The following is a 12,504-nucleotide window of genomic DNA, read 5'->3' as shown; positions in this document are numbered from 1 at the left end:
GAGGCGAGCATGGCTCTAGCCCGCGGCCGCCGCAGCGAAGGCGCCTTCAACTACTGGCCCGGATTCGTCGACGCGCTGTCGACGCTGGTGCTGTCGATCGTGTTCCTGCTGTCGGTGTTCCTGGTCGTGCAGTTCTTCCTGTCGCAGGAGGTCACCGGCAAGGACAAGGCGCTGGAGCAGCTCAACGCCAGGATCGCCCAGCTCACCGAGCTGCTCTCGCTGGAGAAGCTCGGCAAGCTCTCGCTCGATGATCAGGTCTCGCAGCTCAGGGCCGGCCTCGCCTCGGCCGAGAGCGAGCGCGACCGCATGAAGGGCCTCTATGAAGGCCTTGCCAATGCCGGCAACGATGCGCAAGGCAAGACCACCGAGCTCGGCAAGGCGCTCGAGTCGGAAAAGGCCGTCTCGGCGCGGGCGCTGGCGCAGATCGAGGTGCTGAACCAGCAGATCAGCGCGCTGCGCCGGCAATTGGCCGCCCTCGAAGAGGCGCTCGATGCATCCGAGAAGCGCGACAAGGAATCGCAGAACCGCATCGCCGATCTCGGCTCGCGCCTCAACGTCGCGTTGGCGCAGCGCGTGCAGGAATTGTCGCGCTACCGCTCCGAGTTCTTCGGGCGCCTGCGCGCCATTCTCGGCAACCGTCCTGACATCCGCGTGGTCGGCGACCGCTTCGTGTTCCAGTCCGAAGTGTTCTTCGACACCGGACAGGCGACGCTGCTGCCCGAGGGCAAGGCCGAGCTCGACACCGTGGCGAACGCGCTGATCGAGCTCGACAAGAAGATTCCGGCCGAGATCGCCTGGGTGCTGCGCGTCGACGGCCACACCGACGTGCGGCCGGTCAACGGTCCGAACTTCAAGTCGAACTGGGATCTGTCCGCGGCGCGTGCGATCTCGGTGGTGCAATATCTGATTTCGCTCGGCGTGCCGGCCCAGCGCCTGGTCGCCGCCGGCTTCGGCGAGTTCCAGCCCCTCGACACCGCCAACACCGAAGAGGCCTACAAGCGCAACCGCCGCATCGAGCTGAAGCTGACGGAGCGGTAGTGAGCGCGCTCCACCTTCGCCCCTACGCGGACGCCGACGAAGCGGCGGCGATCGACCTCTGGCATCGCACCTGGCAGCAGGCCTATCCGCAGATCGACTTCTCCGCGCGGCTGGCCTGGTGGCGCGAACGCTGGCGCAAGGATCTGGTGCCGAAGGCCCAGATCATCGTCTCGGAACAAGATGGCACGCTGAGCGGTTTCGTCACCATCGACGGCGATGGTTATCTCGACCAGCTCGTGGTCGACCCCGACCATTGGGGCTCGGACGCGGCGAGGCTGCTGGTGGACGAAGCAAAACGCCTGTCACCATCAGGCGTCACGCTGCTGGTGAACAAGGACAATGCCCGCGCCATCCGCTTCTACGAGCGCAACGGCTTCGCCCATGCCGGCGAGGACGTGAACCCGACATCGGGACGGCCGGTGCTGAAGATGGCGTGGCGGCCGTGACTGATGTCACGCTAAGGCGCAGCGTGGCTTGCTAGTGTCGCAATCAGCAACTGATGGAGAGGATCAATGCGGCTGAGCGATCTGGCCAAAGGGTCTTCGGTCTTTCTCGGCGTCATCGTCGCGGGCTATGTGTCGACTGTGTATGTCGACCAGCGCTTGGCTCCGCCGCCCAAGGCAGCAACCGAGACGACAGGTTCGCCAGCGCCAACGAACAGCCCTGCTCCGACCGACAACCCGACGCCGGCCAACGGCGGATCGGCCTGTATCGGCGAGGGCGGCAGCTGGAAGAACTGGCCGTGGCCGAACGTGCCGATGGGCTCGCCGAAGTGCGAGTGAGAATCGGTCGGTGCGAAGCTGCTTCAACACGCTCCACTGTCATTCCCCGCGAAGGCGGGGAATCCAGTACGCCGCGGCTTGTCGGCTGATCACTGCTGTCACGGACTACTGGATCACCCGCCCCAGTGCGCAAGTGCGCACAAGGCGGGTGATGACACTGTGGGTGACGAAAGAGCCCCGTCTCACGCGCCCTCGAACTGCAACCTCGCCAGCCGCGCATAGAGCCCGTTCGCGGCGACGAGCTCGGCATGCGTGCCCTGCTCGACGATCTTGCCCTGGTCCATCACCAGGATGCGGTCGCAGGAGAGCACCGTGGCGAGGCGGTGCGCGATGACGAGCGTGGTGCGATGGGCCATCAGCTCTTCGAGTGCGGTCTGCACCAGCGTCTCGCTTTCGGCGTCGAGCGCGGAGGTGGCTTCATCGAGCAGCAAGAGCGGCGCGTCGCGCAGGATGGCGCGGGCGATGGCGATGCGCTGGCGCTGACCGCCGGACAACGTCACGCCGCGTTCGCCGAGCGGGGTATCAAAACCTTCAGGCAGGCGGCGGATGAACTCAGAGGCATGCGCGAGATCGGCTGCACGCTCGACCTCGGCGTCATCAGCATCGGGCCGGCCGAAGCGGATGTTCTCGCGGGCGCTGGCGGCAAACACATTGGACTCCTGCGGCACCAAAGCGATGCGGGAGCGGAAGTCGCGCGGATCGGCTGATTTCACCGGCACGCCATCGAGCGAGATCGAACCGCCCTTGGGATCGTAGAAGCGCAGCAGCAGATGGAAGATCGTGCTCTTGCCGGCACCGGACGGGCCGACGATCGCAACCTTCTCGCCGGGCCGCACGGTAAATGAAACAGCATCGAGCACGTTGACGTCGGGCCGCGCCGGATAGGCGAAGCTGACACGATCGAAGCCGACCTCGCCGCGCCCCGGCACGGGCAGTGCGCGCGGCGATGCGGGCGCGGCGATCTCGGGCTTCACGTGCAGGATCTCGAACAGACGTTCGGCCGCGCCTGATGCCGCCGATACCTCGCCCCAGACCTCGCTGAGCTGGCCGAGCCCCGCGGCCGCGAAGGCCGCATAGAGCACGAACTGGCCGAGCCGGCCCGGGGTGATCGCGCCCGTCAGCACGTCATGCGAGCCGATCCAGAGGATGCCGACCACGCTTGCGAACACGATGAAGATGACGATGGCGGTGAGAACCGCACGGGCCTGCGTGGAGGTGCGCGCGGCCTCATAGGCCTGCTCCACCTCGCCGCCAAAACGTTTCGCCGCTAACCCCTCGCTGGTATAGGCCTGCACGGTGCGGATCGCGCCGACCAGCTCGCCGGCATAGGCTGAGGCTTCGGCCAGCGTATCCTGCGCGTTGCGTGACAGCCGCCGCACCCAGCGCCCGAACGCGACCAGCGGCAGCACGATCAAGGGGATCGCCAGCAGCACGAAGCCCGAGAGCCGCGGGCTGGTGATCACCATCATCGCGGCAGCGCCGAGGAACATCATGAGATTGCGCAGCGCGATCGACACGGAGGCGCCAACCGCGGATTTGATCTGCGTGGTGTCGGCGGTGAGCCGCGACACCAATTCGCCGCTGCGCGCGGAATCGAAGAAAGAGGGCGACAGCGAAAGCAGATGCGCAAACACGTCGCGCCGGAGATCGGCGACGATGCGCTCGCCGATCGTCATCACGAGGTAATAGCGCGATGCACTCGCCAGCGCGAGCACGGCGACGACGGCGATCATCACCGAGAAGTAGCTGTTGATCATCGCGATGCCTTCGGGCGTCAGCCCGAAATCGATCATCCGGCGCACCGCGACCGGCACCAGCAGCGTGGTCAGCGCCGCAATCGTCAACGCAACGAAGGCCAGCGCCGCCCGGCCGCGATAGCGGGCGACGTAGGGCGCAAGCGCCAGCAGCGGCCGCAGCTTGGCCCGGCCCTTGGCCGGCTGTTCGATCAGCTCGGCTTCGATCGACGGGGCCTCGGCATGCCCGGTTTCAAGCCGTTCAACTGCGCTCATTAGAATCCGACCAAAAGAGAGACGTAGGCTCCACATAGGCCCCGGCACGAGGCGAGGCAAATCCGGGATGTACCGTAAGGGGCGGCCCGGTTCTCAAGTCTCCACAATGGCTTGTTTTAAGGGGGCCAGCTTGTCTTTAAGGGGTCTGTGGGGTATAGACCCCCGCCAAATCCGTCATTCGATAGTCACTCAAGCCGGGCGCCGGGCGCCCTAGGAATTGCCATGAAAGCCGAAATTCATCCGGATTATCATACGATTAAGGTCGTCATGACCGACGGAACCGAGTACCTGACCCGCTCCACCTGGGGCAAGGAAGGCGACACGCTGAACCTCGACATCGACCCGAAGTCGCATCCGGCCTGGACCGGCGGCTCTACTCAGATCATGGACCGCGGCGGCCGCGTCTCGCGCTTCCAGAAGAAGTTTTCGGGCTTCCTCAAAAAGGATTGATCCCGGCCGGCGAAGGCTGGAGACGAAAGCGCCCCCGGAAAGCCGGGGGCGTTTTTGTTTGCGGGGGCAGTCGTCCGTCAAAACCGAGATTTCGTAGGGTGGGCAAAGCGAAGCGTGCCCACGAAACGGTTATCGTGATCCTCAATCAGAGACCGTGGGCACGGCGCTTTGCGCCTTTGCCCACCCTACAAGAGTGGGGCTTGCCTCTGAGACCCTACCGCTCGAACGCGGCCTTCAATGCGTTGAGGTGCGGCACCAGCGGGTTGCCGATCGCGATGTGGTCGGCCGGCGGGGTGTGAATCGAGGTGTCGAGCCGGCGCACGCGGGCCTGCAGGCTCATCGAGCGGTGGATCAGATCCTGCAGCTGCGTCGGCAGTTTCTCGATGGTGTCGGCGGGGCCGGGATCGGCGGCTGTGAGCTTGACCTTGGTCTTTTCGCGGTTGGCCTGGACCAGCGTCATCTCGCCTTCCTTCACGGCGCGATGCAGCAGCAGCCATGAGGCGAGTTGCATCAGGCGCGTGGTGAGGCGCATGCTCTCGGTCGCGTAAGTGAGGCTGACGGCACGGTCGAGCGCCTTGGCCTCGGTACGGCCGGCACCGTCGAGATAGGCGGCCGTCTCTTCGACGAGATCCATGCCCTCGCGGAACAGGGCGCCGAACGCCGCAGAATTGGTGAACCGCTCGCTGAGTTGAACGAGAGCGCCGTCGGCCTGCAAACGTTCCATGGTTAACGCCCCTTACGCAACTGTTTACCTGTCCGGCTTTGGCGCCGGCTTATGATGAACAAATCATTGCGCGGGGGGATCGCGGAGTCCAGCGGCAAGCACGGATATGGTTTCCGCGCGTCATTCCGAGGAATTCAACCGGGAATGGAGGCAAAAAAAGAGCCGCCGGAGACCGGCGGCTTTGAAAGTTGATAACAGGGAGGCGTCAAACAGAGTGGACAGGAGCCACTCGGTGTCCAAACGAGGACGGTTCCAGTCATAAACTCGAAAGCTTAATTGGGAGTAAACGAACGAATTTTTTGAGGGTTCGTTAGGCATGTCGGTCAGTGGCCGAGTGGGATGTAGTCGCGCTCTCTCCGCCGTCATGCCCGGGCTTGTCCCGGCCATCCACGTTCTTCGTCGCTGTTGGAAAGAAAGACGTGGATGGCCGGGACAAGCCCGGCCATGACGCGTCGAAGCAGGCGCTCCCGACTACGTCTTGAAAAAACTGTTCGCCGCATCGCGCGAGGCGCGCTTCTTGGTGGCGGCTTCCTCCAGCCTTGCGATCTCGGTCTTGAGCAGGGCGACGCGCTCGGTCAGTTCCTCCACTGACAAGAGTGAGAGATCCTGTCCGATCTCGTGGGTGACCTTCTTGCGCGGGCGGTCGTCGTCTTCCATCGGCATCGTCGTTCCTCCTCTCGTCCGCGGGCCGGACCACACCGCTTGATACCGGCTTGGGCGGTTGCCAGCCAAGACCGCGCTGGCTAATCAAAGGCCTCGTTTCCCTCGCACCTTTGCTCAAGGACACATCATGGACAAGCTGCCCGCGCAAATGACCGTGGTCGCCATTTCCAAGCCAGGCGGACCGGAGGTGCTGGTGCCGGAACAACGTCCCGTTCCGCAGCCCGGTCCTGACGAGATCCTGGTCAAGGTACAGGCCGCCGGCGTCAACCGGCCCGACGTGGCGCAGCGCTCCGGCGCCTATCCGCCGCCGCCCGGCGCCAGCGACCTGCCCGGCCTCGAAATCGCAGGTGAAGTGGTCGCGGTCGGCAGCAACGCCAGGCGGCACAAGATCGGCGATATCGTGATGTCGCTCGTCGCCGGCGGCGGCTATGCGCAGTACTGCATCGCACAGGACGCCCAAGCCATGAGCGTGCCGCCGGCGCTCTCGATCCAGGAAGCCGGCGCGCTGCCGGAAACCCTGATGACGGTCTGGCACAACGTGTTCGAGCGCGGCGGCCTGAAGGCCGGCGAGACGCTGCTGATCCATGGCGGCTCCTCCGGCATCGGCACCATGGCGATCCAGCTCGCGAAGGCGTTCGGTGCAAAGGTGTTCGTCACCGTCGGCTCGCAGGACAAGATCGATGCCTGCCTCAAGCTCGGGGCGGATCGTGCGATCAATTACAAGACCGAAGATTTCGTCGCTGTCGTCAAGGAAGAGACCGACAAGGTCGGCGTCAACCTGATCCTCGACATGGTCGCCGGCGACTATGTCGACCGCAACTACGACGCCGCTGCCGTCGACGGCCGCATCGTCCAGATCGCGACCCTCAACGGCCCGAAGGTCAGCGTCAACATCGCCAAGGTGATGGTGAAGCGGCTGACCCATACCGGCTCGACCTTGCGTCCCCGTAGTAATGCGGACAAGGCGGCGATGGTGGCTGCCATTGAGGCGAAAGTGATGCCGCTGCTGCGCGAAGGACGGGTCAAACCACTGATGGACAGCGCCTTCCCGCTGGAAAAGGCCGCCGACGCCCACCGGCGCATGGAGACCTCAGCACATATTGGCAAAATTGTGTTGGAGGTCTAGGCCGCAGGCCCAGCAAGCCGGGCGGAAACCCTTTGATTTTCCTCGCTTTCGTGGCATCTATCGCGAATGCCGAACCACTTCCGTCCGGCCTGAAATCGTCCTTACGTACCAGCCTTGCGTGCCGTTCTTGCACTCAGAGTTTGCGTCCAACGCGGAGAACTGACCTTGCGTCTGATCAGGTGCCTCGCGCCCATCGCGCTGGGCTTCATGATTCTTGTCGCCGCGTATCCCGCGCGCGCGCTTGACGCCGTCAGCGTCCGCAGCGACGCGCCCGCGATCGATCTCACCGGCGTGCTCGAGCATCAGCGCAGCGACGCCGATCGCATCCAGGTCTCCACTGCGCCCGGCACCGACGGCATCGTCCGCCGCATCGAGGTGCGCGCGCGCGAGGGCGGCCAGAACTGGGTGGTGTTCGCGCTCGCCAACAACACCGACGACCAGCTCGACCGCCTGATCGTCGCCCCGCACTACCGCATCGTCTCATCGGGATTGCTCTGGCCAGACCTCGGCCTGTCGCGCATCGCAACCATCACGCCGTCGATCGGCGACCGGCCGGAACGGCAGGAAAGTGCGACGGCCGACGTATTCCGCATCACGCTCGATCCCGGCGCCGTCGTCACCTTCGTCGCGGAACTACGCACCGACAAGCTGCCGCAGCTCTATCTTTGGGAGCCGGAAGCCTACAAGGACAAGGTCAACTCCTTCACGCTGTACCAGGGCATCGTGATCGGCATCTCCGGCCTGCTGGCGCTGGTACTGACCATCCTCTTCGTGGTGAAGGGCAGCATCATGTTCCCGGCCGCGGCGGCGCTGGCCTGGGCGGTGCTGGTCTATATCGGCGTCGATTTCGGCTTCTGGGGCAAGGTGCTCGACATGTCGAACAACGCCGAGCGCATCTGGCGCGCGGCGGGTGAAGCGATCCTGGCGGCGACGCTGCTGGTGTTCCTGTTCGCCTACCTCAATCTCAGTCGATGGCATGTGCGCTATTCGCACATCACGGTGGGCTGGCTCGCCTTCCTCGGCTCGCTGGTCGCGCTGGCGCTGTTCGATCCGGCCGTCGCCTCCGGCATCGCGCGCATCTCGCTGGTGTTGATCGCCTTCGCCGGCTTCGCGCTGATCGTCTATCTCTCCACCCACGGCTTCGATCGCGCCGTGCTGCTGATCCCGACCTGGTTCCTGCTGGTGGTCTGGGTGGTCGCAGCCGGCATGACGGTGGCGGGCTCCGTCACCAATGACATCGTCGGCCCTGCCCTGCTCGGCGGCCTCGTGCTGATCGTGATGCTGATCGGCTTCACCGTCATGCAGCACGCCTTCGCCGGCGGCGGCGCCAGCACCGGCGTCGTCTCCGACATCGAACGGCGGGCGCTGGCGCTGGCCGGCTCCGGCGACCTGATCTGGGACTGGGACGTTTCCGCCGACAAAGTTTTTACCAGCCCCGAGACGGAAGCCCTGCTCGGACTGAAGCGCGGCACGCTGGAAGGCCCGGCGGCCTCCTGGCTCGAGGTGCTGCATCCGCTCGACCAGGACCGCTTCCGCGCCGCGCTCGACAGCGTGCTCGACCAGCGCCGCGGCCGTCTGGTGCAGGATTTCCGCCTGCGTACCCCCGACGGTCACTTCATGTGGTTCGCGCTGAAGGCGCGCCCGGTGGTCGGCTCGGACGGTGAGGTCTCGCGTGTGGTCGGCACGCTCACCGACGTCACCGAGCTGCGCAACGCCGAGGAACGCCTGCTGCACGATTCCGTGCATGACAACCTCACCGGCCTGCCGAACCGCAAGCTGTTCATGGACCGCTTGGGTGCCGTTGCGCATTTCGCCAAGTCGATGCCGACGCTGCGCCCGACGCTGATGGTGATCGACCTCGACCGCTTCAAGCAGGTCAACGATTCCGTCGGCATCGCGGTCGGCGATTCCATCCTGCTGACGCTGGCCCGCCGCCTCACCCGCATCCTGAAGCCGCAGGACACGCTGGCGCGGCTCGCCGGCGACCAGTTCGGCCTGATCCTTTTGTCGGAGCAGGACCCGGCCCGGATCACCAATTTCGCCGAGACCATCCGCAAGACCATCCGCGCGCCGATCGCCTTCAACGACCGCGAGATCTTCCTGACCGCCTCGATCGGCATGGCGCTGTCCGATCCGCAGACGCAGCTGACGGACGAGATCATCAAGGACGCCGAGCTTGCGATGTATCATTCCAAGCGCATCGGCGGCGACCGTATCGACGTCTACAAGCCCGCGATGCGCGCGCGGAAGACCGACCGCCTGACGCTGGAAAGCGAGCTGCGCCGCGCCATCGAGCGGCAGGAGCTCACGATCCTGTATCAGCCGATCGTGCGGCTGGAGGACCGTTCGGTCGCGGGTTTCGAGGCCTTGGCGCGCTGGGATCATCCCAAGCTCGGCCGCATGGCGCCGTCGGAATTCATCACCATCGCGGAAGAGACCGGCCTGATCGTCGATCTCGGCATGTTCGTGCTCGACCAGACCGCCAAGCAGCTCTCGGTCTGGCAGCGCGCGATGCGATCGCGCGAGCCGATCTTCGCATCCGTCAACGTCTCCTCGCGGCAGCTGCTGCGCCACGATCTGATCCACGATATCCGCACCGTGCTGTCGCGCTCCTCGGTCGCACGCGGCACGCTGAAGCTGGAACTGACGGAATCGCTGGTGATGGAGAATCCGGAGCACGCAGCGCAAATGCTGACGCGCATCCGCGAGCTCGGCACCGGCCTGTCGCTCGACGATTTCGGCACCGGCCATTCCTCGCTGGCCTATCTGCAGCGTTTCCCGTTCGACACCATCAAGATCGACCAGTCCTTCGTCCGCACCACCAATCGCGGCACGCGGCCGGTGATCCTGAAGTCGATCATCGCGCTCGCGCATGATCTCGGCATGGACGTGGTGGCGGAAGGCGCCGAGACCGATTCGGACGCGGTCGAGCTGTACCAACTGGGCTGCGAATACGCGCAGGGCTTTGCCTTCGGCGAGCCGATGGACGCGGATGCCGCGATGCGCCTGCTGACGGAAGTGCGGCTGGAAGCGGCGAGCTGATCTTTTCGCGCGAGGTGCCGTAGGGTGCGCAAAGGCGCACTTGCGCCGTGCCCACCATCCAGAAGACGTGGGCACGCTTCGCTTTGCCCACCCTACGATACTTAGGATACGCGGCCTCTCGCTTCCGGGGCGTGAACCCATTCCGAGAACATTGACCTGGATCAATGCAGCCTACGGTCCGGGTGCACCGAATGCCGCGCCACTTGGAGGAAGATCCAATGCGCGCATTGGCTTTGACGATTTTGACCACAGGCATGGTCTTAGCATCAGGGCATTCCCGGGCTCAGACATATGATCCGGCTTTTCCCGTTTGTCTGTACGTCGTCTCCTTCGGCGCTACCCCCTACTATCGATGCAGCTACCATACGATGGACGAATGCAGGGCATCGGCCAACGGTCAGATGTGCGTCCTCAACCCGTACTACGCTGGTGCGACGGCGACGATGAAAGGAAGATCGGCCGCACACGCTAAGACCAGATCGTATGTGCCACCCAAGTCACCGATCCGCTCCCGGTCCGCACCGTACAATCAATCCAATGAACCGTATTACGGAGCTTCCCAGGGTTACGCGCCTGGCGAAAAGCAACAATTTCTCGAAAGCGTGAGACGAAGCCTGTAGAGCAGAAGTGCGCGGTGCCGTGGGGTGGGCAAAGGCGCACTTGCGCCGTGCCCACCATCCAGAGGACGTGGGCACGCTTGCGCTTTTGCCACCCTACGAGACCGTTGGATGTGGAGAGACAGTCAGCCCCTCACCTCCGCCCGTCCTTCTTCCGCTTCGTGAACCGCACGCTGGCGCCATCCGGCATCCGTGTCGCGACAAATCCCGCGGCGAGGCAGGCTTCGCGTTGCGGCATCTTGATATCGGGGCTGCGCAGGCTGTCCCACCATGACGCACGGTTGGCCGCGCGCGGCAGGGCTGCGCCGATGATCTCCTCGATCTGCTCAAAGCTCAGCACGAGTTCCGTCTGCTTCTGCCGCAGAAGATAATCACGTAGCGCGTCGTAGTCGTTCACATCAGTCCTCTCGTCCGAAGCCGGGATCCAGTCGATCAGGCCTGCCGAAAATCGTCAGCCGGATAAACCAATCCTTAACTCATCGCGGCAGTGCCGTCGCGGCTTAAACACTACGCAAGATTTCAGGCGCATCCACTAGGATCGGGAGCAAAGGATGCTGTCTGGATGGCGCGAAGCCGCGGCCCGCCGGCCCTGGCGTATGTCGGCAAAGCTGTTGATCATCACGTCGGTCGTGACGGTGATCGGCTTTTCCGCCATTTGCGTCAACGTCATGCTGGACATGCGCCGCGGCGAAGAGGCGCTGGCCCGCCAGACGCTGGAAAACCTGGCCACCTCGATCGACGCCGACATCAGCCGCAATATAGATATCTACGACCTGTCCCTGAAGGCGGTCGTCAACAACATGCTGCTGCCGGAAATAGCCACGGTCTCGAGGCCGATCCGGCAGCTCATCCTGTTCGATCATGCGACCACGGCACGGCATTTCGGCGCCATCCAGGTGCTCGATGTCGACGGCAGACTGAGCATCGATGCCTCGACGCTGGATCCGCAACCAGAGAACCGCGCCGACGAAGAGTATTTCAGGGTTCATCGCGACAACCCGGGCGTCGGACTGTTCATCAGCCGTCCGATGCTGTTCCGCGGCGCCTTCTCGATCGTGCTGAGCCGGCGCATCAGCGATAGCGACGGCGGCTTCATGGGGGTCGTCGCCGGCTCGATCCGCTACACCTATTTCCACGAACTGTTCGAGCGGCTGAGCCTCGACTCCGACGACACCATCACCGTGCTCAAGCGCGACCGCACCATCATGATGCGGCGGCCGTTCGATCTCGACATCATCGGCAAGAATCTGGGAACGCAACGGGACTGGAAACCTGAAAATCTCAAGGCCGGCGGATCCTACGCCGGAAAAGGGCCGGTGGATGTGACGCCGCGCCTCTACGTGCGCAGCAGCGGCTCCGGTCCGTTGTTTGTCGTGGCAGGCAAGCCGCTGAGCACCGTGTTCTCATTGTGGCAGCGGGAAGCGCTGCGCATCGGCGCCGTGGTGCTGATGCTTTCGCTGTTCGTGCTGGGCTCGGCCATCGTGCTCGCCCGCGAGATCGGCCGGCGCGCGGATGCCGAAAGCAAGCTCGAGGAGATGGCGACGACCGACGCGCTCACGGGCCTGCGCAACCGCCGCAAGTTCGACCAGGTCATCGACATGGAATGGCGGCGCGCCATGCGCCAGAAGACGCAAGTAGCGCTGCTGATGATCGATGCCGACCATTTCAAGGCCTACAACGACACGTTCGGTCACCAGGCCGGCGACCAGGTGCTGGTCGGCATCGCCATCTGCATTTCGGACTCGGTGCGTCGCGCCAGCGACTGCGCCGCGCGCTATGGCGGCGAGGAGTTCGCCGTGCTGCTGCCGAACACGTCGGCCGCCGACGCGTTCAGGATCGCCGAGACCATTCGCGCCAAGGTGCTGGGCTGGTCCGATGGCGGCGCGGGATCGACCGTCTCCTGCGGCGTCGCCAGCCTCGCGCCCACGGCCGGCCTGGACTGGGCCGTGCTGGTTGCGGCCGCCGACAAGGCGCTCTATGCCGCGAAAGCCGGCGGGCGGAATCAGTCGGTGGTGGCGAGCTTGCCGCAGCTGTCGCTGGTGGCGTGAAGACT

Annotated in this window: 12 protein-coding genes; 8 read left to right on the top strand and 4 right to left on the bottom strand. The window is 64.6% G+C overall.

The features are described 5' to 3' along the window. Window positions 1-9: 9 nt before the first annotated feature. The 3 genes from XH80_RS42800 to XH80_RS42790 all read left to right on the top strand — a co-directional run bounded on the left by XH80_RS42800 (window position 10) and on the right by XH80_RS42790 (window position 1,820). The gene (locus XH80_RS42800; protein WP_057759328.1) at window positions 10-1,038 is read left to right on the top strand and encodes a peptidoglycan -binding protein; all 1,029 of its coding nucleotides are present in this window, start codon (window positions 10-12) and stop codon (window positions 1,036-1,038) included. Continuing rightward, on the top strand, window positions 1,038-1,484 hold the full coding sequence (locus XH80_RS42795; protein WP_271603813.1) for a GNAT family N-acetyltransferase: 447 nt from the start codon (window positions 1,038-1,040) through the stop codon (window positions 1,482-1,484). The genes XH80_RS42800 and XH80_RS42795 overlap by 1 nt, the downstream gene beginning before the upstream one ends. A gap of 66 nt (window positions 1,485-1,550) precedes the next feature. Continuing rightward, window positions 1,551-1,820, top strand: a complete 270-nt coding sequence (locus XH80_RS42790; protein WP_271603812.1) for a hypothetical protein — start codon at window positions 1,551-1,553, stop codon at window positions 1,818-1,820. Window positions 1,821-2,002: 182 nt separating this feature from the next. Here XH80_RS42790 and XH80_RS42785 read toward each other — a convergent pair whose 3' ends face one another. Further along, entirely contained in the window at window positions 2,003-3,829 is a 1,827-nt protein-coding gene (locus tag XH80_RS42785) for an ABC transporter ATP-binding protein/permease (RefSeq protein WP_271603811.1), read from the bottom strand. 222 nt (window positions 3,830-4,051) lie between these two features. Between XH80_RS42785 and rpmE the strand changes: the two genes are divergently transcribed. Continuing rightward, window positions 4,052-4,279, top strand: coding sequence for a 50S ribosomal protein L31 (gene rpmE / locus XH80_RS42780; RefSeq protein ID WP_028182497.1), 228 nt, complete (start codon window positions 4,052-4,054; stop codon window positions 4,277-4,279). A 214-nt stretch (window positions 4,280-4,493) separates the two neighbouring features. Here rpmE and rcdA read toward each other — a convergent pair whose 3' ends face one another. After that, entirely contained in the window at window positions 4,494-5,003 is a 510-nt protein-coding gene (gene rcdA / locus XH80_RS42775; RefSeq protein ID WP_220002086.1) for a protease adaptor protein RcdA, read from the bottom strand. A gap of 471 nt (window positions 5,004-5,474) precedes the next feature. Further along, window positions 5,475-5,666 (bottom strand): DUF1192 domain-containing protein, encoded by a 192-nt coding sequence (locus XH80_RS42770; protein ID WP_220002087.1) that lies wholly within the window; start codon window positions 5,664-5,666, stop codon window positions 5,475-5,477. A 127-nt stretch (window positions 5,667-5,793) separates the two neighbouring features. Here XH80_RS42770 and XH80_RS42765 point away from each other — a divergent pair, with 127 nt between their 5' ends. The 3 genes from XH80_RS42765 to XH80_RS42755 all read left to right on the top strand — a co-directional run bounded on the left by XH80_RS42765 (window position 5,794) and on the right by XH80_RS42755 (window position 10,454). Next, complete coding sequence (locus tag XH80_RS42765; RefSeq protein ID WP_271603810.1) at window positions 5,794-6,792, top strand: NAD(P)H-quinone oxidoreductase; 999 nt, start codon at window positions 5,794-5,796, stop codon at window positions 6,790-6,792. A 165-nt stretch (window positions 6,793-6,957) separates the two neighbouring features. Then, window positions 6,958-9,834, top strand: coding sequence for an EAL domain-containing protein (locus XH80_RS42760; protein ID WP_271603809.1), 2,877 nt, complete (start codon window positions 6,958-6,960; stop codon window positions 9,832-9,834). Window positions 9,835-9,998: 164 nt separating this feature from the next. Next, on the top strand, window positions 9,999-10,454 hold the full coding sequence (locus XH80_RS42755; protein ID WP_333969042.1) for a DUF3551 domain-containing protein: 456 nt from the start codon (window positions 9,999-10,001) through the stop codon (window positions 10,452-10,454). Window positions 10,455-10,584: 130 nt separating this feature from the next. Here the strand turns inward: XH80_RS42755 and XH80_RS42750 are convergent, their stop codons facing one another. After that, entirely contained in the window at window positions 10,585-10,848 is a 264-nt protein-coding gene (locus XH80_RS42750) for a DUF7662 domain-containing protein (protein ID WP_271603807.1), read from the bottom strand. A gap of 154 nt (window positions 10,849-11,002) precedes the next feature. On the opposite strand from XH80_RS42750, the gene XH80_RS42745 reads away from it, so the two are divergent. Further along, complete coding sequence (locus tag XH80_RS42745; protein ID WP_271603806.1) at window positions 11,003-12,499, top strand: GGDEF domain-containing protein; 1,497 nt, start codon at window positions 11,003-11,005, stop codon at window positions 12,497-12,499. The last annotated feature ends 5 nt before the right edge of the window (window positions 12,500-12,504 follow it).

The sequence above is a fragment of the Bradyrhizobium sp. CCBAU 45384 genome (assembly GCF_028128665.1).
In the GTDB taxonomy this organism is placed as follows: Bacteria; Pseudomonadota; Alphaproteobacteria; order Rhizobiales; family Xanthobacteraceae; genus Bradyrhizobium; species Bradyrhizobium manausense.
The sequence above is the reverse complement of the archived record's forward strand: the minus strand, read 5'-3'. Positions and strand labels throughout refer to the sequence as shown.

Coding starts and splice junctions, on each gene's coding strand:
- XH80_RS42800 (WP_057759328.1), top strand. CDS start 10: ATGGCTCTAGCCCGCGGCCGCCGCAGCGAAGGCGCCTTCAACTACTGG.
- XH80_RS42790 (WP_271603812.1), top strand. CDS start 1,551: ATGCGGCTGAGCGATCTGGCCAAAGGGTCTTCGGTCTTTCTCGGCGTC.
- XH80_RS42785 (WP_271603811.1), bottom strand. CDS start 3,829: ATGAGCGCAGTTGAACGGCTTGAAACCGGGCATGCCGAGGCCCCGTCG.
- rpmE (WP_028182497.1), top strand. CDS start 4,052: ATGAAAGCCGAAATTCATCCGGATTATCATACGATTAAGGTCGTCATG.
- rcdA (WP_220002086.1), bottom strand. CDS start 5,003: ATGGAACGTTTGCAGGCCGACGGCGCTCTCGTTCAACTCAGCGAGCGG.
- XH80_RS42770 (WP_220002087.1), bottom strand. CDS start 5,666: ATGCCGATGGAAGACGACGACCGCCCGCGCAAGAAGGTCACCCACGAG.
- XH80_RS42765 (WP_271603810.1), top strand. CDS start 5,794: ATGGACAAGCTGCCCGCGCAAATGACCGTGGTCGCCATTTCCAAGCCA.
- XH80_RS42755 (WP_333969042.1), top strand. CDS start 9,999: ATGCAGCCTACGGTCCGGGTGCACCGAATGCCGCGCCACTTGGAGGAA.
- XH80_RS42745 (WP_271603806.1), top strand. CDS start 11,003: ATGCTGTCTGGATGGCGCGAAGCCGCGGCCCGCCGGCCCTGGCGTATG.